At 36.1% G+C, this 25,495-nt stretch carries 21 protein-coding genes and 1 pseudogene; 17 read left to right on the forward strand and 5 right to left on the reverse strand.

The window, feature by feature from the left end; all coding sequences use genetic code 11:
* Position 1 precedes the first annotated feature (1 nt).
* The 11 genes and pseudogenes from J8L70_RS13320 (at position 2) to J8L70_RS13370 (ending at position 12,068) form a co-directional block, all read left to right on the forward strand.
* The gene (locus tag J8L70_RS13320; RefSeq protein WP_211056091.1) at positions 2–1,063 is read left to right on the forward strand and encodes a TDP-N-acetylfucosamine:lipid II N-acetylfucosaminyltransferase; all 1,062 of its coding nucleotides are present in this window, start codon (positions 2–4) and stop codon (positions 1,061–1,063) included.
* A gap of 212 nt (positions 1,064–1,275) precedes the next feature.
* Positions 1,276–2,099, forward strand: a pseudogene (locus J8L70_RS13325) (IS3 family transposase); the annotation flags it as partial.
* A gap of 325 nt (positions 2,100–2,424) precedes the next feature.
* Positions 2,425–3,579, forward strand: coding sequence for an EpsG family protein (locus tag J8L70_RS13330; RefSeq protein WP_211056092.1), 1,155 nt, complete (start codon positions 2,425–2,427; stop codon positions 3,577–3,579).
* A gap of 64 nt (positions 3,580–3,643) precedes the next feature.
* Complete coding sequence (locus J8L70_RS13335; protein ID WP_211056093.1) at positions 3,644–4,564, forward strand: glycosyltransferase family 2 protein; 921 nt, start codon at positions 3,644–3,646, stop codon at positions 4,562–4,564.
* Between the two features lie 38 nt (positions 4,565–4,602).
* The gene (locus tag J8L70_RS13340; protein ID WP_211056094.1) at positions 4,603–5,673 is read left to right on the forward strand and encodes a hypothetical protein; all 1,071 of its coding nucleotides are present in this window, start codon (positions 4,603–4,605) and stop codon (positions 5,671–5,673) included.
* A gap of 22 nt (positions 5,674–5,695) precedes the next feature.
* Positions 5,696–6,799, forward strand: a complete 1,104-nt coding sequence (locus J8L70_RS13345; protein ID WP_211056095.1) for a glycosyltransferase family 4 protein — start codon at positions 5,696–5,698, stop codon at positions 6,797–6,799.
* A gap of 85 nt (positions 6,800–6,884) precedes the next feature.
* Complete coding sequence (kdsA, locus tag J8L70_RS13350) at positions 6,885–7,682, forward strand: 3-deoxy-8-phosphooctulonate synthase (protein WP_211056096.1); 798 nt, start codon at positions 6,885–6,887, stop codon at positions 7,680–7,682.
* A gap of 25 nt (positions 7,683–7,707) precedes the next feature.
* Entirely contained in the window at positions 7,708–8,481 is a 774-nt protein-coding gene (gene kdsB, locus J8L70_RS13355) for a 3-deoxy-manno-octulosonate cytidylyltransferase (protein WP_211056097.1), read from the forward strand.
* A complete protein-coding gene (locus tag J8L70_RS13360) occupies positions 8,456–9,397 on the forward strand; it encodes a KpsF/GutQ family sugar-phosphate isomerase (RefSeq protein ID WP_247664828.1) in 942 nt (313 codons plus the stop codon). The genes kdsB and J8L70_RS13360 overlap by 26 nt, the downstream gene beginning before the upstream one ends.
* Before the next feature lie 411 nt (positions 9,398–9,808).
* Complete coding sequence (gene wecA / locus J8L70_RS13365; RefSeq protein WP_211056098.1) at positions 9,809–10,858, forward strand: UDP-N-acetylglucosamine--undecaprenyl-phosphate N-acetylglucosaminephosphotransferase; 1,050 nt, start codon at positions 9,809–9,811, stop codon at positions 10,856–10,858.
* A gap of 43 nt (positions 10,859–10,901) precedes the next feature.
* A complete protein-coding gene (locus tag J8L70_RS13370; protein WP_211056099.1) occupies positions 10,902–12,068 on the forward strand; it encodes a nucleotide sugar dehydrogenase in 1,167 nt (388 codons plus the stop codon).
* A 132-nt stretch (positions 12,069–12,200) separates the two neighbouring features.
* On the opposite strand, the gene J8L70_RS13375 is transcribed toward J8L70_RS13370, so the two are convergent.
* Positions 12,201–13,568, reverse strand: a complete 1,368-nt coding sequence (locus J8L70_RS13375; protein WP_211056100.1) for an MBL fold metallo-hydrolase — start codon at positions 13,566–13,568, stop codon at positions 12,201–12,203.
* Between the two features lie 1,402 nt (positions 13,569–14,970).
* Positions 14,971–15,987, reverse strand: a complete 1,017-nt coding sequence (gene galE, locus J8L70_RS13380; RefSeq protein WP_211056101.1) for a UDP-glucose 4-epimerase GalE — start codon at positions 15,985–15,987, stop codon at positions 14,971–14,973.
* Positions 15,988–17,271: 1,284 nt separating this feature from the next.
* On the opposite strand from galE, the gene J8L70_RS13385 reads away from it, so the two are divergent.
* The 3 genes from J8L70_RS13385 to J8L70_RS13395 all read left to right on the forward strand — a co-directional run bounded on the left by J8L70_RS13385 (position 17,272) and on the right by J8L70_RS13395 (position 19,976).
* A complete protein-coding gene (locus tag J8L70_RS13385) occupies positions 17,272–17,640 on the forward strand; it encodes a GxxExxY protein (protein WP_211056102.1) in 369 nt (122 codons plus the stop codon).
* A 1,033-nt stretch (positions 17,641–18,673) separates the two neighbouring features.
* Complete coding sequence (locus J8L70_RS13390; RefSeq protein WP_211056103.1) at positions 18,674–19,369, forward strand: tRNA-uridine aminocarboxypropyltransferase; 696 nt, start codon at positions 18,674–18,676, stop codon at positions 19,367–19,369.
* Between the two features lie 115 nt (positions 19,370–19,484).
* On the forward strand, positions 19,485–19,976 hold the full coding sequence (locus J8L70_RS13395; protein WP_211056104.1) for a DUF3016 domain-containing protein: 492 nt from the start codon (positions 19,485–19,487) through the stop codon (positions 19,974–19,976).
* An 84-nt stretch (positions 19,977–20,060) separates the two neighbouring features.
* Here the strand turns inward: J8L70_RS13395 and J8L70_RS13400 are convergent, their stop codons facing one another.
* Positions 20,061–20,351: a prephenate dehydrogenase gene (locus J8L70_RS13400; protein ID WP_211056105.1), complete on the reverse strand. Its 291-nt coding sequence runs from the start codon at positions 20,349–20,351 to the stop codon at positions 20,061–20,063.
* Positions 20,352–20,429: 78 nt separating this feature from the next.
* Between J8L70_RS13400 and J8L70_RS13405 the strand changes: the two genes are divergently transcribed.
* Positions 20,430–20,639: a hypothetical protein gene (locus J8L70_RS13405; RefSeq protein ID WP_211056106.1), complete on the forward strand. Its 210-nt coding sequence runs from the start codon at positions 20,430–20,432 to the stop codon at positions 20,637–20,639.
* 6 nt (positions 20,640–20,645) lie between these two features.
* Here the strand turns inward: J8L70_RS13405 and epmB are convergent, their stop codons facing one another.
* Positions 20,646–21,659, reverse strand: coding sequence for an EF-P beta-lysylation protein EpmB (epmB, locus tag J8L70_RS13410; RefSeq protein ID WP_211056107.1), 1,014 nt, complete (start codon positions 21,657–21,659; stop codon positions 20,646–20,648).
* Between the two features lie 40 nt (positions 21,660–21,699).
* Here epmB and efp point away from each other — a divergent pair, with 40 nt between their 5' ends.
* Together efp and epmA are read left to right on the forward strand one after the other, a co-directional pair.
* On the forward strand, positions 21,700–22,266 hold the full coding sequence (efp, locus tag J8L70_RS13415) for an elongation factor P (RefSeq protein WP_211056108.1): 567 nt from the start codon (positions 21,700–21,702) through the stop codon (positions 22,264–22,266).
* Positions 22,267–22,323: 57 nt separating this feature from the next.
* Positions 22,324–23,298: an elongation factor P--(R)-beta-lysine ligase gene (epmA, locus tag J8L70_RS13420; RefSeq protein ID WP_211056109.1), complete on the forward strand. Its 975-nt coding sequence runs from the start codon at positions 22,324–22,326 to the stop codon at positions 23,296–23,298.
* A gap of 86 nt (positions 23,299–23,384) precedes the next feature.
* Here epmA and J8L70_RS13425 read toward each other — a convergent pair whose 3' ends face one another.
* Positions 23,385–25,484 carry a TonB-dependent receptor gene (locus tag J8L70_RS13425; protein WP_211056110.1) on the reverse strand — a complete coding sequence of 700 codons (2,100 nt, stop codon included), beginning with the start codon at positions 25,482–25,484 and terminating at the stop codon, positions 23,385–23,387.
* Between the last annotated feature and the right edge of the window lie 11 nt (positions 25,485–25,495).

A 25,495-nucleotide genomic window follows, 5' to 3' on the forward strand; every position in this document is an offset into this window, starting at 1 on the left:
TATGAAAAAAATATTACATATTTGCTCAGATGAGAAGTTTATAGATCATGCTATAGTAAATTTTAATGCTGTAGATTATGTTACTAATGACTTTCTAGTCATTAGTAACAGTAAGCAGTTGAAATACATAAAAAATGATAATGTAACTATTCAATCAAGAAAGTCATTTTTTATTCAGATATTGTTTGGGCGTTTAAATGAATACGATGCAGTGGTCTTTCATTCATTAACAGACGTTTTTAAGTTATTTATAAAGTTGCTCCCCAAAAGGCTAACGATATGCTGGATTGGTTTTGGGTTTGATTATTATGATTACAGTATTTTGATGAATAATCATAGAGAGGTAAAAGGGATTAAAGGCTTTATTAAAAATAAAATATTAAACTTAAATTCAGCATATGATTATATAAATTATTTTTCCCCTGTTTTAGAAAGCGAATTCGAAAGTGTTTCTAATTACCTAAATTTAAAAGCATGTTACGTTCCTTGGAATTATGGTTCATCTGATAGTATTATTGAAAAGTTAAAAAATGAATATGTGTCAGGAGATTCAATATTATTAGGTAATAGTGGTGCAGAAACAAATGACCATATAGAGGTGATTAAAGAGTTAATTAGTTTAGGGGAAACAAGAGAAATTATTGTGCCTTTATCATATGGAGGTAGTGACGAATATGTGAGTTCTATTATATCAATGCTGGAAAAAAGCTCTTTAAATTATACAGTATTGAAGGATTTTATTACTCAGGCTGAATACTTTAAAATTCTTAAAAGATGCTCCTTTGTGATAATGAACCACAAAAGGCAACAAGCTATGGGAAATATTGTTATGATGTTGTCTTTGGGGGCTAAAATCATTTTAGATAAAAATAATCCTGCATATGAATACCTAGTCAAATTAAATTTTAATATTTTTGATAAAACTCAGCTAAATTCAACGTTACAAAAAAAACTGCCAAGTAATATTGCGTTAAAAAATAAAAATTTAGCATTAGAAAATTACAATCGCAGAAATACTTTGGATAAAACAAAAAGGCTGGTTACAACTTTAATTAATGCGTAATGGCTTAGTGTTAAATTATAGGAATATTATATATCTATTATTACCTAAGGGGGCCATCAAAAAATATTGTTTTTACGGTGAAATTATCACCTAAATAGAGTTTTAAATATAGGTAAATATATATCCAGTAAAATAACAATAGATTGAATATTCTGGTCTAGTTGAATTGGACACTTTAATTTTGGATAATACTATCCACTATAGACGCGGATATGAATACAAAACGTCAATACAAAACTTATACAAATGAATTTAAAACAGGTGCGTTAGCATTAGTTAGTGAGTAAGGTTATACCATTCAGGAAGTCGTATCTGCTTTCGGCATAATCAACAGGTTACTTTACAGTTGGAAACAGAAGGCAGAAGAGCAAGCAAATTCATCTGTTAATCCTGATGAACGAGTTGAATTACTAGCGCTTCGCAAAAAAGTTAAACATCTCTGTATGGAGAAAGAATACTAAAAAGGCCATTGCCTTCTTCGTGAAAGAAATGAAGTAAAGTTTCGATATATTAGAGCAAGCCATTCTAAATACTCGATAAAACTACTTTGTAATACTCTGCAAGTGAACCGCAGTGCATTTTATGATTGCCAGAACGACTAGCTAAAATTATCAGTGAAGAAGAGCTTAATATGTATCGTACAGCTCGGTAATTATTTAAGCGTAGCCGTGATAGCTTAGGCTCTCGTCAATTGTGTGAAAACTAAAGTAGCAGGCTTTAAAGTTGGTTGATACCGTAGGCGTAGCATTATACCAAGTCGAAATTGGTGGTGAAGAAATGTCAAGCTTATAAAGTAACAATAAAGCGTAAATACAGTAATAGCGTAGCTGATAATGTTTTAAAACAACAATTTAATCCAACTCATGAAAATATAGTATGGGCAAGTGATGTAATCTACTTAAGAACAAATCAAGGCTGGATGTATCTAGCGGTTGTTATGGATTTATATTCTCGACGAGTTATTAGATGGTCTATATCTAAGAGTATGACGGTTGATTTGGTTGAGCGTGCATTGCAAATAGCGATTAACATCAGAGTAAGGCTCTCAATAAATTAGTGTGCGGGTTTTAGTTGTTTATATAATGAACGCTATTGGTGAATGGTTGTTGGGTATTGTTTATTTAACACGTAGTACGGTGAAAGTAGATTTGAAGAATATTATTACAATCATGAGTGACTGTATAAACACTCGGCAATTTAACGCCTATTAATTATGAGCAAATTACAAAGTTAGGTGTCCGATTGGGCTTGGACAGAGTCGTTGTCAACTAGACATAATATTCGGAAAGTTAACGTCAAATTACAATTAAAAAATATAGAGGTGAAGACGTGTTTTTAGGTGTATTACTTGGACAAATTAGATGAATAAATATATCAGTGTTAGTTTTTTTTGGGGTTTCTCCTTGCTTTTTATAAGTTCTTATAGTTATTTTTTGAGTCTCACCTTCATTATTCTATCATTTCCGCTTGTACATCATTTACGTATTGATTTTTTAGCTTGTATTTATTTTGTTTTTACATTGTCTTATATACAAAGTGCTTTTATTCCTCAATCAGACTCTATTAGTTATTTGTATTACTTTGAGCATTTATCTTATGAAAATAACATCGGGGGGCTAAAGGATTTAAATGTTGGATATTATTCATTAAATTTTTTGGGAAGACTTTTTTTTGATAAAGAAAACTTTTTTTTCATTAATAGTATGTTTCTTTATTCAATGTTACTTTTCCTAATTCATCGCTTAGATAAACAACTTATTTTACTATTGTTTATATTAGTATGTTTTCTTGGTTTTATTAATAATATAAATTTTTTAATTAGACAATATTATTCATCAATAATCTTATTAATTGCCTTTTCATGTGGTACTGATTTTAAAAGGAGTTGTTTAGTAAGAGGTATACTCTATATTGTTGCATTATCTTTTCATTTGAGTGCAGTATTATTTATGCCTGTCACCCTTCGGAAAGTCAGAGAGAAAATTTTAAATAATTGGTTTAAATTAATCATTATCTCCATTGCTATATCACTTGTATTTAACATTTCTTTTTTACATTATTTATATACTTTTTCAGATGTTTTTCCTCTTTTTGAGAAGCTAAGGTATTATCAAAGTATTGTTAATATCACTCCTGTAGCTCCGCACCGACTAGCAATAAATATTCTTCTATTTTTATTTTTAATGGGAGTTAATATAAAGCATTTATCCGAAAGGGATAAGATTTTTCAGGCTTTATTGATATACTCTATGATCTTATATATCAGTACATCTGGAGTTAGTGTACTTGCATCTAGGCTGGGGTTTTTTATTGAGTTTTTTTTAGGAGTATTTGTTTATATACCCTTAAAATACCGGGACAAATATTCATTCTTTACTATCAAATTTAACCCTTTGGTTATGATTTGGCTGTATGTGTTTTTACAGGCGATATATTGGGGCAGTATGAATGAAAAATCACATACCATAAAATATTTCAATGGTGAATTATTATCATCAGGATGGTTTTTGTTGTGATGATGTTTTTTAGGGTTTTTTAATATTAAAAATAATTTAAATTAATTATGTAGGTTTGCTTAGAATGAATATTTCGGTAATTATCCCAAATTATAAACGTATTTTTGAATTAAAACGTTGTATTAACAGTGTATTCAAGCAGAACTTTAATGGGAAAGTTGAAGTGCTTGTCGTCGATGATTTTTCTCCAAATGTCGATGAAATAATGAAAGAGTTAAACAACTTAATTGTTCCTAATAATTTTGTTTTTAAAACTATTTTCCATTCAAAAAATAAAAATGCTTCAGCTGCTCGAAATACAGGTATACAAAAAGCAACTGGAGAGTTTGTTGCACTACTTGATTCCGATGATCAATGGCCTATTGATTATTTAAAACATCAATATGAATTTCATGAGAGTTTAAATGAAAAATCATTTAGTTATAGCTTTACTAAAAATATAACTGACGAAGGATGTTGGATTAAACCTGATTTCCCTTTTGAGTCAAATAAATACTCTATAGGTGAGTATATTTTTCTTAAAAAACAATCGTTACAAACAAGTGGTTTATTTGGTAGATTAGACAGTTTTAAAAAAAATTTATTTGATGAACGTCTAAAGTCATTTCAAGACTATTCTTTTTGTATAAACGCTGACTATAATGGTTTTTCTTTTGTATTGAATAGGGATGTTACTGTGGACCGTTACATTTCCTTGAAAGATAATGGAGATCATGTCGGAAGGAAAGTGGACCCTAATTATTTAGATTTTTGGTTGACAGAGCACTTTGATAAGATGAGTTCGTCTGCTGTTTCTGCATACAAAGTTAGGAATCTTGAATTTTATGATTTGAGTTTTCTTGCTTATCTTCGAAAACTTTTTAATGAATGTAATAAAAAGACTTACTCCTTAGTAATTGAAGCTATTCTGAAGTGTTTTTTTAAAAAAATCTATAGATTTAAATTTTTTATTAAATGTAGAATTTTAATTAAAAATTTATTTTAATTAACAGGTTTAAAATACCTTCTTTATAGAATTAAATTATGAGATTACTTTTTTCAGAGAATGAGCAGTATTATCGAGATTTAGGTTTAGTGGATAAGCCTGGATTAGTTTATACATTTGGTGGTTGCCGATTTTATAACAAAAATAGCTTATTTTTTGATAAGTTCGATAGTTTTGTATGTGCTTTTTATACAATGCCACATAATGTTTTACTTACATTAAAATTTAAAGAGCTAAATAAAGCCACAATATTATGTACTGATGGTGTATTTGATTTTTCTAATGCTATAGCTAATCCAATGGTTAGTAAATATGGTGTTATTATGTACCACCCTATAATACAATCTAATTTTTTATGTGTAGGTACTACCGAAAAATCTTATTTTTCAAATCAAGTTAGCTCATTTAATTATTTGCCTACAAGAGTGTTGTCAAAAAGTGATATGTTGATTTTACCAAATATAAAAAAAGTATTAATAACAACTGCTAATACATCTTACTTTAATGACATAGAGTTTAATGCGTTGTGTAGTTTGATGCTTGATACACTCAAAGTACTAATAAAAGAAAATGTACTATTTGCAGTTAGAATTTTTGATCAAAAGCTTTTAGCTTTTTTAGAGTCGAACTTACAAATAGAGTTTGAGAATGATATAGAGTTTGATTTTGAAAAAACTTTAGAGGCTTATTCTAGCGTTATAACAACGCCAAGCAGTATAGCTATTACAGCTATGTTTCATAAAAGAGCTGTAGGGTTATTGGTTTATAGGGATAAGCCTATGCTTTTGCAAAGTGGTTGGCTAATACCTTCAGGTACTGTTTTTGAGCAAAACCTAGAGAGCTTTTTAACACTAGAGCCACAGCGTTTAAATATTCAAACAAATATACTTAAAACATATTTAGCGCAAGAAGGTATTACCGAACTGTTAGAAGAGCTAAGTACTTCAAGGGAGGTGATCAAAACTAATACACAAGATTATATAAATCAAAGCATGCTAAATATGCTTAATTCTAGTTTTAATTTTAATTTTGAATGGTGGGTTAGGAAACTGTATCTCAGATTTAAAAGTAATGGGATTATAAAGAAAATAAGATTATATATCCGCTAAATATACATTATATAGAGTTACCATGAAGAAAATAATTCATATACAAGTTGTTCCTCAACTATCAGGAGTACAGCAAGTTTCTTTAGATATTTTAAAAGGGTTAGGGCCTGATTTTGATAAATATATTTTGTTTGGGGGAAGGTCAGAAGATGACTCTTTTAATAAAAACTTTGAAGAATATGGAATTAAAGTAATATATGTTGAAAGTTTAGCTCGTAATATATCGCTTAAAGACATAAAGGCTTTTTGGGATTTATATGTTTTTTTTAAAATTAATGACTTTGATATAGTGCATACTAACTCAACTAAACCAGGTATATTAGCGCGCGTAGCAGCAAAGCTTGCAGGGATAAAGCAAGTTTATCATACTGTACATGGCATCGCTTTTCACCAGCATGAGCCCCGCTTAAAAAGATTTTTTTATTATTCATTAGAAATAATATCTTCATTGTTCGGTGATCTGAACATTACAGTTAATAAATATTATCTTAAATATTATCCGCGTCTTTTTTGTAAATCACAAGCTGTCTATAATGGCGTTGATTTTTCTAAATTAACTGTGCAAAAACGAAATTCCTCTGACTGTATTAATATAGGTTTTTTTGCACGGCTAGATCAACAAAAAGATCCTTTAACCTTTATTCATATTGTTAACCACTTGCTTGAGAATAAAATGCTACACCATAAAGTGCACTTTTACTTGGCTGGAGATGGAGAGCTGCGCGAACAATGTTTAGATTTGATAAAAAGATTAAACTTAAATAAGACAATTACTTATGTCGGTTGGGTCTCTAATAAATCTGATTTTTTTAATGGGATTGATATTTTGTGTCAACCATCTTTATGGGAAGCATTTGGATTGAATTTAGCTGAAGCCGGCTATTTTTCTATTCCTTGTGTTGCGTCAAATGTCGAAGGCATACCTGAAGTAGTTTTACATGATAAAACAGGTATTTTATGTCCGGCACAAAATGTAAAGTTATTTTCAGAGGCTATAGCAAAATTGGTTAATGATGCTGAATATAGGGCATTATTATCGGCGCAAGCAGCTAAGAATGTTAAAGTAAACTTTCAACAGTCAACTATGGTAAAGCATTATAAAGAATTATATTTAAATAATGAGTAATGCCTATTTATATTAAATAATATTTACTTAACTCCTAATGTATAATCTAAGTCTAATTAAAGTAATCATTTAAAAGGTTTTTAATATGTTTTTAATTGCAGGTCCGTGTGTCATTGAGTCTGAAGGCTTAGTCCTTGATACTTTTGGTCATTTACAAGAAATAACAAATAAACTTGGTATTGAGTATATTGCTAAGTCTTCATTTACAAAAGCAAACCGTTCATCTGCTTCAGCATTTACTGGTCCAGGTATTGAAGAAGGCTTAAAAATTCTTCAAAAAGCCAAAGAACAATTAGGCGTTAGAGTCTTAACTGATGTTCATGATGATACTCCATTAGATGAAGTTGCATCAGTAGTTGATGTTTTACAAACACCTGCTTTTCTAGTGCGTCAAACTGGATTTATTCAACGTGTAGCTTCAATGGGGTTACCTGTCAATATCAAAAAAGGACAATGGATGCACCCTTCTGATATGGCTCCTGTTGTTGAAAAGTGTAAAGCTGTAGGTAATGAAAATATTTGGTTATGCGACAGAGGTACTAGTTTTGGTTTTGGTCAGCTTATAAATTACATGCCAGGCCTAACTATTATGAAAGAAACAGGCTGTAAAGTCGTAATGGATGCAACACATAGTGTACAAATGCCAGGAACTTTGAATGGTTCTACTGGCGGCAACCGTGTTCACGTTCCAGCTATAGCTCGTGCTGCTGTTGCTGTAGGTATTGATGGTTTATTTATGGAAACACATCCAGATCCAGATAATGCTTTATGTGATGGACCTAATATGCTGCCTCTAGAGCACATGGAAGAAATGTTAGAAACGTTATTAGAGATAGATGAGGTTGTTCACCGCCGAAGTTTTATTGAAACTAAATTACGTTAATTATCCTATTTTATAGTTGTATTAAATGACTCTTGAAAATATAAAAGTAGTGATCCCTGCTAGGTATTCATCTACTCGTTTACCTGGTAAACCCTTATTACAAATTAAACAAAAACCTATTTTTTGGCATGTGGTTCAACGCTGTTTAGAAGCTGGATTTAAAATTTCTGATATTCACGTTGCGACAGATGACATTAGAATAGTTAACGAAGCTACTCATTTGAATATACCTATTATTATGACCTCTACAGAGCATGAAAGTGGCAGTGATAGAATTAATGAAGTTGCAGAAAAAGAAGGTTGGTCAGAGGAAACTGTTGTTTTAAATGTACAGGGAGATGAGCCTTTAATCCCAGTAACATTAATCAAGGAATTATCGGCTTTTACACTAAGTAATCCGGAATTTTTAATAACGACGGCAGTTAAGCAGGTTAATTCTTATAATGACTACATTAACCCTAATATCGTTAAAGCCATCTTAGGTGAAAAAGGGCGGGCATTATATTTTACTAGATCGCCAGCTCCTTTGTGTAGAGATAATCATAATAACCTATCCCTTGCTTATAAACATGTTGGGATTTATGCATATACAGTTGCATCATTAAGGAGGTTTTGTTCTTATCCAGAAGCTCCTTTAGAGAAATATGAAAAACTAGAGCAATTAAGGGCATTAAGTCACGGTATGAGCGTGGGCGCTTTTATTTTTGATGGCAATATAGAGCATGGTGTAGATACTATTTCTGATTATGAAAGAATCAAAAGTTTAATAGAAAATGAAAATTATGATACAAGCAATTGAAACCGCGAAAGAAGTAATCAATATTGAAGTGGCAGGCTTAAAACACATGTCTACCAATTTAGGAAATGATTTTTCACAAGCTGTTAGTACTATTATTGACACTAAAGGCAGGGTTATTATTTGTGGAATGGGGAAATCAGGACTAATTGGAAAAAAAATTGTAGCTTCTTTAGCCAGTACAGGAACGCCTAGTTTTTTTATGCATCCTGGAGAAGCTTTTCATGGTGACCTTGGTATGGTAAAGCCTGAAGATATTTTTATTGCTATTTCAAACTCAGGTGAGACAGATGAAGTATTAAAGTTACTACCATTTTTGAATGATAATGAGAATTTCATTATTGGGATGACAGGTGATGCAGACTCTACTTTAGCAAAGCATTCTCATTGCCATTTGAATGTTGCTGTTCCTAAAGAAGCTTGTCCCTTACAACTTGCCCCAACTTCCTCTACAACAGCAGCTCTAGTGATGGGGGATGCTTTAACTGTCGCTCTTATGGAGGAACGAAATTTTAAACCAGAAAATTTTGCTCGTTTTCACCCTGGAGGTAGTTTAGGACGGCGTTTATTAAGTAAAGTCAAAGATGAAATGGTCAATGAAAATTTACCGGTAGTTTCATCTGATGCGCCTTTGTTAGATGTAATCAATACTATTTCTAGCGGTAAGTTAGGAATAGCACTTGTTAAAAATAAAACACTTATTAATGCGATTATTACTGATGGAGACTTAAGACGAGCGATGGAGAAATATGGTAAAAATGTCTTTGATTTAAAAGCTTCAGATATTGCGACTATAAATCCACTTAGTACAACTTCTGATAGTAGCTATCAGCTTGCTTTTGAACTGATGCATGAGAAAGGCATAAGCTCATTGGTTGTAAAAGAAAGTGAAAACATAGTTGGTGTTTTAAAGATTTAAGTCTCATCTATTTGGTTTCCCCATACCTTCTGTCCGGAGTTTTTTAAGTTAGTGGTCGCATCAAGTTAAATTTTATGTAACCCACACTTCTTATCTTTCTCTGGATTTAACAGTTCTTCAGCATACTGGACTTCTCAGACTTGACTATCGTTAAAGAGTGTTTTTCATAAGCTCTCCTGCGTTAAGGTGTACGAAAAAATCCTACTTTTGACTTCTATTATTTTTTTGGGAGATTACCATATTAGGGGAATGTCAGTTATGAAATTCATTATTCTTAAAAAATCTAAACATATGACTGAAATTCATTTGCTTATATAGCTATTAGTTTGTCTTTAAATGTATAATTAGCTGTGTGGTTATTTCTAAATTGGAAACGAGCTATAATGGCTTATATATTTTGATAGGGAACTTATGTTAATTGACCTTTTTTTTACTTTTTTTATTGCATTTGCAATATTGTTCTTAATGCGTAAAGTGGCACGTAAAATTGGTTTGGTTGATAAGCCCTCAGGCAGAAAAATGCACACAGGGAATATCCCGTTAGTAGGTGGTGTTGCAATTTGTATTACCTTAGTGCAATACGTTTATTCACACCCCGGAATGATTAACCATGCTAACTTGTATATGTTATGTATAACAGGATTAACTGCTGTTGGTGCATTAGACGATCGTTACGATTTAAGTGTTAAAATACGTATGCTAGTGCAGGGCATGATATCTTTTGCAATGATTTATTATGCTAATGCGCAATTAATAAGCTTAGGTAATTTATTAGGATTTGGTGATATTCATTTAGGCAACCTTGGCGCTATTATTACCGTTTTTGCTGTTATCGGCTGTATTAACGCATTTAATATGGTTGATGGTATTGACGGTTTGTTAGGGGGGCTTTCTATTGTCACGTTTGGGAGTATTGGTATTTTACTAGCGCTGTCAGGCGAGCAGAGTTTGAGCTATTTATGTATTTTGCTAGTCGTGAGTGTAGTGCCCTATATATTAATGAATTTAGGATTTGTAGGCCATAAACGTAAAGTATTTATGGGCGATGCCGGTAGTATGATGATAGGCTTTACCGTGATTTGGTTACTTATTGGGGCAAGCCAGACCCCAGGTAACCCAATAATACGCCCAGTAACGGCACTATGGTTAATAGCCGTACCGTTAATGGACATGACGGCAATTATGATACGCCGAGTACAACAAGGAAAATCACCTTTTAAGCCCGATAGAGAGCATTTACATCATATATGCCAGCGTTTAGGGTGTAGCCCTTTACAAACACTATGCTTGATTTGTTTTATTGCTACTCTTTTTGCCGGTATTGGGGTGTTAGGTGAGATATTAAATATACCAGAGTTCGTCATGTTTTATGGCTTTATCATTTTATTCTCAGTGTATTTATTAGTACTCATTAATTATAAAAAAGTTGATGCTATTTTATTGAAATTAAAAAAACTATAACTTTAATCATTTAAGTTATAGAAAGATCAATTAAAGGAAGAATATGAAAATTGCTGTGGTAGGTACTGGCTATGTAGGACTTTCGAACGCAATGCTTTTATCGCAACATAATGAAGTGGTCGCACTTGATATAGACGCAAAAAAAATTGCGCTGTTAAATAATAAGCAATCTCCAATTGTCGATGCTGAAATAAGTGGGTTTTTAACGCGTAGTGATTTAAACTTTACAGCCACGACAAATAAAGCTTTAGCTTACAAAGATGCTGATTTTGTCATCATAGCGACTCCAACCGATTACGATGCTGAGAACAATTACTTTAATACGAGTTCTGTTGAGGCGGTTATTAAAGAAACCATTGAGTATAACCCAAATGCGGTAATGATAATAAAATCAACAATTCCAGTTGGGTTTACTAAAGAGATTAAACTGCGATTAAATGTTGAAAACTTAATGTTTTCACCTGAGTTTTTACGCGAAGGTAAAGCATTATACGACAATTTACACCCTTCGCGCATTGTAGTGGGTGAGCAAAGTGAGCGTGCAGAGGTTTTTGCCAACTTGCTTAAACAAGGTGCCATTAAAGAAAGCGTTGAAATACTGTTTACTGACTCAACTGAAGCCGAAGCCATTAAATTATTTTCGAATACCTATTTAGCAATGCGAGTTTCTTATTTTAACGAGCTTGACAGTTATGCCGAATCGCATGGGTTAAATGCAAAACAAATTATTGAAGGGGTGGGTTTAGATCCCCGTATCGGTAGTCACTATAATAATCCTTCGTTTGGCTATGGTGGTTATTGTTTACCTAAAGACACCAAACAGCTTTTAGCTAACTACGCCGATGTACCTAATAATATTATTGGTGCGATTGTTGATGCGAATACTACTCGAAAAGATTTTATTGCTAATGCTATTATTAAGCGAAATCCTAAAGTGGTCGGGATATATCGTTTAGTAATGAAAGCAGGATCTGATAACTTTAGGGCATCAGCGATACAAGGAATAATGAAGCGCATTAAAGCAAAAGGGATTGAGGTGGTTGTATATGAACCTGTACTTGAAGACAATGAGTTTTATCGTTCTCGCGTCATTAAAGACTTAGCTGAATTTAAAAAAATATCAGATGTAGTGGTATCTAATCGTATGGTTGAGGAATTAAAAGGTATAGCTGATAAAGTATACACTCGTGATTTATTTGGTAGTGATTAATATTTGTTAGAACAGCGGGCTTATGCCCGCTAAATTTTGAATAAGTAAAGGCGTATTATTTCCTATATGGTATGGAGTGTCACAAAAAATCCCCACCCCTTTAATCCATACTTTTAGTATTAAAGCTTTTATTCACTCCCCAATTTCTATTTTCACCCCAGGATCTAACACCTGTTTGCATTTTTCGGCTAGGGCTGCTTTGGCATTGTCTTCACCATGCACAATTTTTATATGGTGTGGTTTTTTGCGCATACCTGTTACAAATTTTATTAACCCGCTTTGATCGGCGTGGGCGCTGTATCCACTGATGGTGTGTACTTTGGCGTTAATCGTTATGCGGTGGTTATTTATAAATACATAACCGTTGCGGGGGCCATATTTTTGTATATCGCGCCCTAAAGTACCTGCTCCTTGGTAGCCTACAAATAAGATGTCGGTTGTTTTATTTGCTAAAAAGCGCTCTAGGTAGTTTACGATTCGCCCGCCGCTACACATGCCACTGGCGGCAATAACGATGGCGGGTATGTGGTGTGAGCTTAAATAATTAATAATACTTAAATGTTCCTGATGGCTATCTACTGTGGTTAAGTTGTTAAAATTAAGTGGGTGGCGGCCTTTAGCTGTTTTACGTTTGGCTTCGGCATCCCATAGGTGTTGAAACTTTTTATATTGAGTAGTGAAATTAGCTGCCATGGGGGAGTCGAGAATAACGTGTAAATTATGCCATGGCGATGCTTTAGCGGCGGTATGAATTATTTGCTCTAGCTCGTACAGTAGCTCTTGTGTGCGACCAATGCTAAAGGCGGGAATAAGTACTACGCCGTTATCGGCTACGGCTCGTGTAATAACATTTTTTAAGGTTTTGGTACGTTGTTTTCTCCCTTCGTGGTTTTTATTACCGTAGGTTGATTCGATCACTAATGTGTCGGCTTTGTAGGGGGCTTTTGGGGCGGGGAGTAAAGGTGTGTAAGGTGCGCCTAAATCTCCTGAAAATACGATACGGTGAGTTTGTTTGTGTTTTTTTATGTCTATTTCAACATAGGCTGAACCTAATATATGGCCTGCGCGTTGAAAGCGCCCATAAGCGGTATGTTCGCCTAGGCAAGGCAGTTTAAACTTTTGTTTAAAATTAACGGCCACTATATATTTCTTTAGTAAATTTAAGCAGGCGTTGATTATTTTAGGGTTGCGAGTAACACCTACTTTTAGTGCGTCTTCGATTACTAGCGGAAGTAAGCTGGCTGAGGCGATGGTGGTAAATATTGGGCCAGTAAACCCTGCGGCTAGTAAGTAGGGTATGCGCCCTACGTGGTCTATATGGCAATGGGTAACGATAAGTGCGGCGACGGTGGTTATGTCAAATTCAATGGCTAGGTCGGCTCGTTCGTCGTGCCCTTGAAATAATCCGCAGTCGATTAATACTGATGATTGTTCATTTATAATTAGCTGGTGGCAAGACCCAGTGACTCCTGTTACGGCTCCGTGGTGTAATATGTTCATAACAAGTCCTTTGTTGTTGTACATATTAATAATAGAAAATGAGCTTAAAAAAGCAAAAGACTGCTTTGTTTGATAGGTGCTGTTTTTAGTGATTAAGCCATTTATTCACAAAGAGGCGCTGCGTTTTGGAGTAGTGATTTAGGGATTGAAACGTGTTTATTGGCTTTTGTCTTTGATTTTTAAGTGATTAAGACATATATGCACAAAGAGACGCTTCGCTGATGAGGCGCTGCGCTTTTGGAGTAGTGACTTAGTAATAGATCTTGTTTGGCTGTGTGTTTTAGCTTCTCATTTACTCTCATTTACTTCTCTTTGTGAGCATTGGTTTTTGTCTTTGGTTTTAAGTGATTAAGTGACTATTTGCACAAAGAGACGCTTCGCTGATGAGGCGCTGCGCTTTAGAGTAGTGACTTAGTAATTTAGTAATTTAGGGGCTGAAACGTGTTTATTGGCTTTCATTTACTTCTCTTTGTGAGGAATGGCTTTTGTCTTTGGTTTTTAGTAACTAAGACATATTTGCACAAAGAGGCGCTTCGCTCAGGAGGCGCTGCGCTTTAGAGTAGTGACTTAGTGATTTAGGGGCTAAAACTTGTTTATTGGCTTCTCATTTGCTCTCATTTTCTGCTCTTTGTGAGCAATGGTTTTTGTTTTTGGTTTTTAAGTGATTAAGTGACTATTTGCACAAAGAGACGCTTCGCTGATGAGACGCTGCGCTTTAGAGTAGTGATGTAGTAATGTAGTAATTTGGGGATTAGAGCGTGTTTTGGCTTCTCATTTACTCTCATTTACTCTCATTTACTCTCATTTACTCTCATTTGCTTCTCTTTGTGAGCATTGGTTTGTGTCTTTGGTTTTTAAGTGATTAAGTGATTATTTGCACAAAGAGACGCTTCGCTCAGGAGGCGCTGCGCTTTAGAGTAGTGACTTAGTAATTTAGTAATTTAGTAATTTAGTGATTAGATCTTGTTTTTTGTGTTTTGGCTTCTCATTTACCCTCATTTTCTTCTCTTTGTGAGCAATGGCTTTTGTCTTTTGTTTTTAGTGATTAAGTGACTATTTGCACAAAGAGACGCTTCGCTGATGAGGCGCTGCGCTCAGGAGGCGCTGCGCTTTAGAGTAGTGATTTAGGGGCTAAAACGTGTTTATTGGCTTCTCATTTACCCTCATTTTCTTCTCTTTGTGAGCAATGGCTTTTGTCTTTTGTTTTAAGTAATTCAGACATTTTTGCACAAAGAGGCGCTTCGCTGATGAGACGCTGCGCTTTAGAGTAGTGAATTAAGGGCTAAAACGTGTTTATTGGTTTCTCATTTACTTCTCTTTGTGTGCATTAGTTTTGTTTTATTGGTTTTTATGTTGTTCAAACGATAAAGGCTGCCTATTGGCAGCCTTTTACTTTTTGTAATTACTTTTGATACCCATTTGGGTTATTAGATTGCCAACGCCATGTATCTTGCATCATGGTGTCGATACCGCGTTCGGCTTGCCAACCAAGCTCCGTTAGCGCTTTTTCTGGTGCGGCATAACATGCCGCTATATCACCGGGTCTACGTGGTGATATTTTATAGGCAATGCTTTTACCACTGGCTTTTTGAAACGCATTAACCATTTGCATAACTGAGTAGCCGTTACCAGTACCTAAGTTATATACTAGCGCACCATTGTTTTCGGCTATTTTATTTAATGCTTTTAAATGGCCTAGGGCTAAATCGACAACGTGAATGTAGTCGCGTACGCCTGTGCCGTCTATGGTGTCGTAGTCGTCACCAAAAACACCTAGTTGTGCTAACTTTCCTACCGCCACTTGTGAAATATAAGGGAGTAAGTTATTTGGGATACCATTAGGGTCTTCACCAATTAAGCCCGATTCGTGAGCGCCAACAGGGTTAAAGTAACGTAAAATAGCAAAAGCAAAGCGTTCATCTGATTTAGCAATATCTTGCAGCATCATTTCTACCATTAATTTAGATGTGCCATATGGATTGGTGGTGCCTCCAACGGGAAAGTCTTCTTTAATAGGTAGGCTGGCAGGGTCGCCATATACCGTGGCCGATGAGCTAAATACGAGTTTAAATACATTCGCATCACGCATTGCATCAATAAGAGTTAACGTGCCTTGTACATTATTTTGATAGTATTGAATGGGCTTTGCAACCGACTCTCCGACTGATTTTAAACCTGCAAAGTGAATAACGCTATCTATGTGGTGTTTTGCAAATACCGAGTCTAAAAAGTCTTTATCAAGGATATCACCTTGGTAAAATTGTGCCGATTTACCTGTGATGCTTTTTACACGAGCGAGTGATTCTTGTGATGAGTTGCTAAGGTTATCTACAACAATCACTTCACTACCTTGTTGTAATAGTTCGAGTACGGTATGAGAGCCAATATAGCCTGCGCCACCGGTGACTAAAATAGCCATAAATATATCCTTGTAAATACAAAAGCTGATTGGCTAATTTCAACATATATTTACTATTTTTGTAATAGCCTTTTTAGATGTTTTGTTTTTTAGTTATTAAAGCAAGTGACTATTTGCACAAAGAGGCGCTTCGCTGATGAGGCGCTGCGCTTTAGAGTAGTGACTTAGTAATTTAGTGGTTAGATCTTGTTTTGGCTTCTCATTTACTCTCATTTTCTTCTCTGTGTGAGCATTGGCTTTGGCTTTTGTTTTTAAGTTATTAAGACATATATGCACAAAGAGGCGCTTCGCTGATGAGAGCGCTGCGCTTTTAGAGTAGTGACTTAGTAATTTAGTAATTTAGTAATTTAGTAATGTAGTAATTTTGGGATTAGATCGTGTTTATTGTCTTCTCATTTACTCTCATTTGCTTCTCTTTGTGAGCAATGGTTTTGGCTTTTTTTTAGTGATTAAGACATATATGCACAAAGAGACGCTTCGCTCAGGAGACGCTGCGCTTTAGAGTAGTGACTTAGTAATTAAAGCGTTTGGTTTTTAATCTTTTTTGGCTTCTCATTTACTCTCATTTTCTTCTCTTTGTGAGCAATGGTTTTTGTCTTTTATTTTAAGTGATTAAGACATATTTGCACAAAGAGGCGCTTCGCTGATGAGGCGCTGCGCTTTTGGAGAAGTAATAAGTGAATTAGTAATTTTGGGATTAGATCGTGTTTATTGTCTTCTCATTTACCCTCATTTTCTTCTCTTTGTGAGCATTGTCTTTTGTTTTTGGTTTTTAAGTGATTAAGTGACTATTTGCACAAAGAGGCACTTCGCTGATGAGACGCTGCGCTTTAGAGTAGTGACTTAGTGACTAGACGTTTTTTTGTGTTTTGGCTTCTCATTTACCCTCATTTTCTTCTCTTTGTGAGTAGTGGCTTTTGTCTTTTGTTTTAAGTGATTAAGTGATTATATGCACAAAGAGACGCTTCGCTGATGAGACGCTGCGCTTTAGAGTAGTAATTTAGGGGCTGAAACGTGTTTTTGTGTGTTTTGTCTTCTCATTTACTCTCATTTTCTTCTCTTTGTGAGCATTGTCTTTTGTCTTTGGTTTTAAGTGATTAAGACATATATGCACAAAGAGGCGCTTCGCTGATGAGAGCGCTGCGCTTTAGAGTAGTGAATTAGTGACTAGACATTTTTTTGTGTGTTTTGGCTTCTCATTTGTTTCGGTTTGTTAGGATTGTTTTTATGTTTGGATGATTTATTACTATTATGAAGAGTATATTTATCATGGGACGATAAAAAATGGATGCTTTGACTCATAAAGTTATAGGCTGCGCTATTGAAGTCCATAGTCAGTTAGGACCTGGCTTACTGGAGTCAACTTACGAAAGTTGTTTGATATTCGAATTAAAACAGCAGGGGCTTTTAGTTAAAAGCCAGGTGATTTTACCTATACATTATAAAGGTCATTCTATAGATGCAGGTTATCGTTTGGATATACTTTTACCGAAAACGTTAATTATTGAGTTAAAGTCTGTGGAAAAGTTATTGCCAATTCATTCTGCACAGTTATTAACTTATATGAAGTTGGCTGATATACAAACAGGTTTATTGATCAATTTTAATGTGTCTAAGCTGGTAAATGGAGTGAAGCGTTTTAATTTATCTTAGCTATGCTCGCTTTTAAGTGATTAAGACATTTATTCACAAAGAGACGCTTCGCTCAGGAGGCGCTGCGCTTTGGAGTAGTGACTTAGTAATTTAGTGATTAAAACGTGTTTATTGGCTTCTCATTTACCCTCATTTGCTTCTCTTTGTGAGCATTGGTTTTTGTCTTTGGTTTTTAAGTGATTAAGTGACTATTTGCACAAAGAGGCGCTTCGCTGATGAGACGCTGCGCTTTAGAGTAGTGACTTAGTAATGTAGTGATTAGATCTTGTTTTGGCTTCTCATTGTGAGCAGTGGTTTTTGTCTTTTTTTAAGTGACTATTTGCACAAAGAGACGCTTCGCTGATGAGGCGCTGCGCTTTTGGAGAAGTAATAAGTGAATTAGTAATTTTGGGATTAGATCGTGTTTATTGGCTTCTCATTTACTCTCATTTTCTTCTCTTTGTGAGCAATGGCTTTTGTTTTTGGTTTTTAAGTGATTAAGTGACAATTAGCACAAAGAGGCGCTTCGCTCAGGAGGCGCTGCGCTTTAGAGTAGTAATTTAGTGACTAGATCGTGTTTATTGGCTTCTCATTTACTCTCATTTGCTTCTCTTTGTGAGCATTGTTTTTGTCTTTTGTCTTTTGTCTTTGGTTTTTAGTGATTAAGTGACTATTTGCACAAAGAGACGCTGCGCTCAGGAGGCGCTGCGCTTTAGAGTAGTGACTTAGTAACTTAGTAACTTAGTGATTAGAACTTGTTTTTTGTGTTTTGGCTTCTCATTTACCCTCATTTGCTTCTCTTTGTGAGCAATGGTTTTGGCTTTTGTTTTTAGTGATTAAGTGACTATTTGCACAAAGAGACGCTTCGCTGATGAGGCGCTGCGCTTTAGAGTCGTGACTTAGTGACTAGAACTTGTTTTTTTGTGTTTTGTCTTCTCATTTGCCCTCATTTTCTTCTCTTTGTGAGTAGTGTTGTTTGCTTTGTGGGTTGATATCTATTTTTTTTGATTTTGGTTACAATACGCGCCGCGCAATTTATAGGTATTTAACAATAGTGGAAAACTCACAACACAACTCAGTACTCACATTACGAGCCAAGCAAATTAGCGAGTCGCGTCGTGAATTTAATGCCAGAGGCGGTAAGATGGACCGTTGCGAGCGTTGTTTAATCGCAAAGCATTACTGTATTTGTGAAGGGGTAGAGCAGGCAAGTAGCGACGCTGCGGTGTGTTTATTAATGTACCATAACGAAAGTTTTAAACCGTCAAATACCGGGCGGCTCATTGCTGAGATTGTACCTGATAACTATGCATTTCGATGGGATAGAACAGAGCCTGACGAACAGCTTTTAGCTTTAATCGCAGATCCGCGCTATCAACCCTTTGTTATTTTTCCTGCTGAAGATGTTGAGCCGGGTAGGGCGGTTGCTGTTGTTGATAAAATAGAGGGTAAAAAACCATTATTTATTTTTTTAGATGGCACTTGGCGCGAAGCCAAAAAAATGATCAGAAAAAGTCCTTATTTAGACAACATACCGGTTTTATCTATAACCGCCGATAAACTTTCGGATTATCGTTTACGTATTGCCCCTCATGCCCACCAATTAGGGACAGCTGAGGTGGCTATTATGGTACTTGCTTTGGCGGGTGAGCACGATGCTGCAGAGAAATTAGAGCAGCACTTTATGAAATTTCGTGATGCTTATTTATTGGGAAAACGTAACAAAGGTAGGCCAATAGGCTTTACTTAACGTTTTTTAGCTGCTAATTTGAGCAATGTCTATGGTGAGAATATACTGATTTTATTACTTAAAATCATAACAGGTGGTACTTGCTGTGGCTTTTAATTGTTCAAAGGAGAAGATCATGAAAAGTTTAAAGTTATTAACATTAGCAGTTGGTTTAAGTTCTGTTGGATTTGTACAAGCGGGTGAGTCGGTTGTTAAATGGCAAGATTTTGATAACTACCGCGATGTACGTGCGTCTAACCAATCACCTAATTCGTTCGAAAAGCAAATTACGATGAATTTTGATAAGCACTTTGCGAAGTTAGCTAAAAAACTACCCAGTGGTTACAAGCTTAACGTAGAGGTTACCGATCTAGATTTAGCGGGTGACGTAGAGTTTTCTGCTGCTAGAGAAGTAAGAGTGATTGAGCCTATATACTACCCACGTATGAAGCTGTCTTATACCGTAACTAATCAGCAAGGCGAAGTAGTAAGCCAAAGCAGTGAAGTTTCGTTAAAAGATAGAGGGTTTTTAGATAAAATAAAACGTTCTAGCTCTCGCTCTTTTTATTACGAAAAACGTTTAGTAACAAGCTGGTTTAATTCAGAAGTGTTATCAACGCTAAGCTAAAAATCGTTAAATTAAATGTGAAAATGCCGATAAATTATATCGGCATTTTGGTATTTATTGTTTAATCACTTTTTATCGCTTTGGTTATTTAAACGTGGCTAGCAAACTGAGTAGCTGTTGTAATTTTAATACCGTATTTTTTAGCTTTTCTTCGCTAAAGCCCTCACCATTTAAACTCTCTACATCGGCTGCGACATCAAGCACATAAGGTTTAAAGCGTTTTGCTTCAAAGTTAAATCCTGCGTCGGCTGCAAATAATGCGGTGAATTTACCATGCCCTTGCTGTTGTAACTCATCAAGTTTTTTATCAGCATCAAGTGCCTGACGATAAACAATTTTTAAGTTAGCGTTGAGCTGTTCAATAATCGATTCCATGGTTTTCCTAAAGCTTTACTCTTTTATGCCGACATAATACGTGTATTCAATTTAAAAGTCAGGCGGATTAACAATATCATGAATATATCAAATACACGTTTACCTACCATGCCAAATTCTAATGAAGGCGGTGAAGTACTTAGCGCGGCATTATCTAAAAAACAACTGCAAGCAGATGGTGCTACGGCACTTCAGCTAGTTGATAGTGCAGCACAAGCTACAGCGGCTCAAACGCCTGCTAAGTCTGCCACGGCTTCATTGGGCAATAATATTGATGTTTATGTTTAAGTAAAACTAAACAAGCTTTAAATCGATTGGGGTTTTACTTTTTTGCCCGCCAATCTCTCTTACTAATTTAGGGACTAAAAACCCCGGTAGTTCCTTTAGTAATTCAGCCATTATTTTAATCGCTTGTTGTTGCTGTATATCAAAATGGCTTGCACCCTCTACTTTATCGAGCAAATATAAGTAATAAGGCAAAATAGCTGCATCAAATAATGCTTCGCTTAAATTAATTTGCGCTTCGGTGGTGTCATTCACATCTTTTAAAATAACGGCTTGGTTTAATAAGGTTACGTTAGCTTGCTTTAATTTAAGCATGGCGTGTTTAAAGTCGTCATCAATTTCGTTGGCATGATTAATGTGGTTTATAAATATAATTTGTAAACTAGAGCGTTTTAAGCGCTGACACAGCTCATCGGTTATCCGTGAAGGGATCACCACAGGTAAACGGCTATGAATACGCATGCGTTTAATTTGTGGCAGTTGTTCAAGTTCATCTAAAAACCAGCTTATCGCATCGTCTTTGGCCATTAGTGGATCGCCGCCACTTAAAATAACCTCATTAATATCTGGGTCTGATTTTATATAGTTAAGGGTATTGAGTAGCTCACGTTTATTTAATTGGTTTTCTTGATACGGAAAATGTCGCCTAAAACAATAACGACAGTTAATCGCACATCCGGTTTTAAACATGATTAAAACGCGCGACTTATATTTATGTAATAACCCGGGTTGCTCGTTATCTTGTTCAAGTAATGGATCTTTATTAAACCCCGCTTTTGTTAAAAATTCTTGGTGGCGTGGCATTACTTGCAGTAAAAGTGGATCGTTGGCATCGCCTTTACGAATTTTTTTTATAAAAGGCACGGGCACGCGCACAGGGAATAAACTGCGAGCTTTTAGGTCGTTTTCATGTACTTGGCTCGATAAACCGACCATTTCTAGCAAGGTTTTTGGGCATGTAACCACATTTGCTAATTCTTTTTGCCAGTTTTTATGCAAATTTGCTTCATTTCTTTGTATCATTGGCACGTAGATTACTCGAAAAATATAAATAGAGGAAACGATGGCGAATTATAGCACCAACGAGTTCAAGGGCGGCCTAAAAATTATGATGGACGGCGAACCTTGCAGTATTTTAGAAAATGAAATGGTAAAACCGGGTAAAGGCCAAGCTTTTAACCGTGTTCGTATTCGTAAACTTATCTCTGGTAAGGTGCTTGAAAAAACCTTTAAATCAGGCGACTCGGTAGAGGGCGCTGATGTAATGGATACAGATTTAGCCTACCTTTACACCGATGGTGAGTTTTGGCATTTTATGAACAACGATACCTTTGAGCAAATTGCCGCAGACGAAAAAGCACTGGGCGAAGCGGGTAAGTGGTTAGTTGAAAACGATGTATGTACCATTACATTATGGAATGGCAGCCCGATTGTAGTAACGCCACCTAACTTTGTTGAGTTAGAAATTACCGAGACCGATCCTGGCCTTAAAGGCGATACAGCAGGTACCGGTGGTAAACCAGCTACATTAAGTACTGGCGCAGTTGTACGAGTTCCGTTATTTGTACAAATTGGCGAAGTTATTAAAGTAGACACACGCAGTGGTGAATACGTAGGCCGTGTTAAGTAATTATTAGCGCAGCTTAATAAATCCCAGCTTAAGCTGGGATTTTTTTTGGAGAAAATAATGTCAGTTAATCTTTGGGCGCCCAGTGCTAGCATAGCAACACTAAAACAGCGTGCTCATATTATGCATACAATTCGTCACTTTTTTTATCAGCGAGCAGTGATGGAAGTTGAAACACCAAGCTTAAGCCAAGCAAGTGTAACCGATGTACACTTAGCCAGTTTTAGTACGTCGTTTGTTGGTCCTGGCCACGCTAAAGGGTTGCCGCTGTATTTACAAACCTCTCCTGAGTTTGCCATGAAACGCTTGTTAGCGGCCGATTCTGGCGCTATTTTTCAAATATGTAAGGCATTTCGTAACGAAGAAGCCGGAAAACATCATAATCCTGAATTTACAATGCTTGAATGGTATCGCCCAGGCTTTGATGAATTTGCTTTAATGGATGAAATGAATGCGCTTATAAAGTTAGTATTACAGGTCCCTGATGCAGAGCGTGTTAGTTATCAGCAAGCATTTATAAATGCACTAGGGGTCGATCCATTAACAGCAAGTGTTGAACAATTACAAGCCCTTGCTTGCGAACAAGGTTTTGCTGATATTGCACAGCACGAACCCGATAAAGATACCTTATTACAACTGCTTTTTTGTATGAAAGTAGAGCCAACTATTGGCCAACAAGTTCCTTGTTTTGTGTATCACTTTCCGGCATCGCAAGCCGCATTAGCCCAAATTTGCGCACACGATGAGCGTGTAGCTGGGCGCTTTGAGCTTTATTATAAAAATATGGAGCTGGCAAACGGCTTTAACGAACTCACAAATGCAAACGAGCAAGCACAACGTTTTAATCAAGATAACGCATACCGTGAGCAGCATGGCCTAGCCCAAGTACCAATGGATAAACGGCTAATACAAGCCCTTGAGCACGGTTTACCGGCCTGTGCAGGGGTTGCCTTAGGGATAGACCGCTTAATTATGCTAGCTACCAATAAACAGCAAATAAAAGACGTTATTGCGTTTGATATACACCGAGCTTAACTTAGTCTCAATAGAGATTGGGCTATAAAAAAAACGGCGTTATATTAACGCCGTTTATTTCATTCCTTTAACTTAACGCTTTTTATTTATAAGTTAAGCGTAAAGGTCACCCCAGCGACACGTGGCTCACCAAGTTGAACGTAGGTGTGAGTTTCGTAGCCATCAAGTGGGTCGTTACCAAATTCAAAACCACGCGTAGGTACTTCTTCATCAAATACATTACGTGCCCATGCGCGTACTGCCCATGTTTCGGCTTCGTACCCAAAACCTAAATTAACTAAATTAGTGCTGGGTGCTTGCGAGTTGTGACTATCTGAAAAATAGTAATCGTCTTTGCCTTCAACACCGACCATGGCGTATATCGCATCGCTAAAGTAGTAGCGTGCATTCGCTGCGTATTGATATTTAGGCGATTGCGCTTGCTCGCGGCCATCTTGGTTTAACCCCGATTGTGTGACAAAGTCGTCTATTTCGGTATTTAAATATCCGGCACTGGCTGTAATCGTTAAATTGTCGGTAAGTAAGTAGCTACCTTCAATTTCTAATCCATAGTTACTGCCTGAACTTGCATTATCAACATAGCCAGTAAATTGTTGACCTTCTACCTGCCATGACTTTAATTGAATATCGTCGCGGTGCATGTAAAAAGCCGCTAAACGTAGGGCTAGCTTTTCATCAAGTGATGATCCTTTTACGCCAAATTCGCCGCTCCATAAATACTCAGGTGCAAAGCTGGTGTGTTCGGCAAAAAAATCAGCGCTTAGGCTTAAGCCTTCATCTTTAGCTTTTGCTAATGCTTCTGAATTAATACCACCGGCTTTGTAGCCACGGGTAATGCTTGCGTAGATCATAGTGCGGTCAATAACTTGGTATTCTAAGGCAACTTTACCACCGACCATAGTGTCGTCAGTGCTTTGAATAAAACCATTGTTATCAAGGTAGTCGCCTTGGTATTGCTCTATACGTAAACCTGTAATTAGTGTGGTTTTTGTACCAATTGATGTTGCAACTTGACCATAAGCGGCTAAATTACTGGTTTCGTATGTTGATGTAAATGGGTTACTTAACCATGTATATTGGCGCTCTAAATCAACATCGCGAGTTTGGTAGTACACACCAGCAACCCAACTATTATCTTTTGCATTTAGTTGTAAATTTACCGATTTGTCGTCTCTGTCGCGGGTATATAAATCAGTAGAGCTGTAACCCCAAGGGTGTAAACCTGCGGCACATAATTGTGCTTCTGCTTCGTCGTTACACACCCAGTCTTCGTCGTAACTGTATAAAAGTTCACTGTCGATAGCCGATAAATTTAAACTTACATTTAGATTATCAAAGCCGGTGTAGGTATTAGCAATGCCTACAGCAATACTTTTTTGGTTATCTTGCCCTGGTTCGTCGGCAACACTGTTACGGCTGTTATCGAGGGTAAAAGCATCGTAGCCATTGTTTATGTCGATGTAGTGTAGGTTTAATTCGGTATTTAAGTGTTCAGTTAGCTGGCTGTTTAATTTAAAGCGTGCAACTTGTTCGTCTTGTGATTGCGTTGACTCGTTTAAATAAAGGTTATCTACATAACCATCTGACTTACGGCGAAAGTAGCTTACACGCGCGCTTGTATCGTCGGTTAGCCCAGTACTTATAGCAAGTCCTGCTTCGCGTGAGTTGTAAGTGCCCACGCCTAAATGTAATTTTAAACTTGGATCGGTACTTGGTTGAGCTGACTGCATTTGAATCATACCAGCCATGCCATCGGCACCAAATCGTGTACCTTGCGGACCACGATAAATTTCTATCTGATCTACGTCAAACAATAACGAGCTGCCACCTAAGCCTGAGTAATTAATGTTATCAATAACCAATCCTACAGAAGGGTTAATAGGGTCAACAAATTGAGAGCGTAAACCAACACCACGAATTTGAATAAAGCGACCGCGCGACGCGCCAGCCGTAAAATTAACATTAGCGGCGCTCGCTAATAGTTCATCTAAGTAGGTTGCACCACGAAGATTTACTTCATCTTCGCTAAATAAGCTCGCACTTGCACTTAGCGTTTGTATGCTTTCATTTTGAAAATCACCAGTAACAACGATTTTTTCAATGTTACTATCTTCGGCGAATACGCTATTACTTGTAGCTAAAAGTGGTAGTAATGATGCAGTTATTAAAGAAAGACGTAAGTTCATTTTATAGTTTT

The sequence above is a fragment of the Pseudoalteromonas sp. MMG010 genome (genome assembly GCF_018100905.1).
Lineage (GTDB): Bacteria > Pseudomonadota > Gammaproteobacteria > Enterobacterales > Alteromonadaceae > Pseudoalteromonas.